This window comes from Streptomyces sp. SID5910 (assembly GCF_009862125.1).
Lineage (GTDB): Bacteria > Actinomycetota > Actinomycetes > Streptomycetales > Streptomycetaceae > Streptomyces.
In genome coordinates this window covers 1-299 of sequence record NZ_WWHX01000548.1, presented here as the reverse complement: position 1 = coordinate 299, position 299 = coordinate 1, and the positions used below count along the sequence as shown (strand labels likewise).

The window sequence follows — 299 nt, the reverse complement described above, 5'->3', positions numbered from 1 at the left end:
TCCCGTCCCCGGCTGGTGGAACTGCCCACCTACGCCTTCCAGCGAGACCGGTACTGGATGGAGTCCGCTCCGGAAGGCGTGGGTGACATCATCCCTGGCTCGGCTGATTCCGGTTTCTGGGATGCGGTGGAGCGTGGGGATGCGTCGGAGGTGGCGGATCTGCTGGCGTTGCCGGCGGATGGTGAGTCGCTGACGGCGGTGTTGCCGGCGTTGTCGGCGTGGCGTCGGCGGGATCGTGAGTGGTCGGCGGTCGAGGGCTGGCGTTATCGGGTGGCGTGGTCGCCGGTGACGGTGGCCTC

The 299-nt window shown here is 68.9% G+C and carries 1 protein-coding gene; it reads left to right on the top strand.

Annotated features, from left to right (window positions below):
* Window positions 1–15 precede the first annotated feature (15 nt).
* Window positions 16–299, top strand: a 284-nt coding sequence (locus tag GTW67_RS19040) for a hypothetical protein (RefSeq protein WP_346010688.1), incomplete at its 3' end; no start/stop codon positions are given.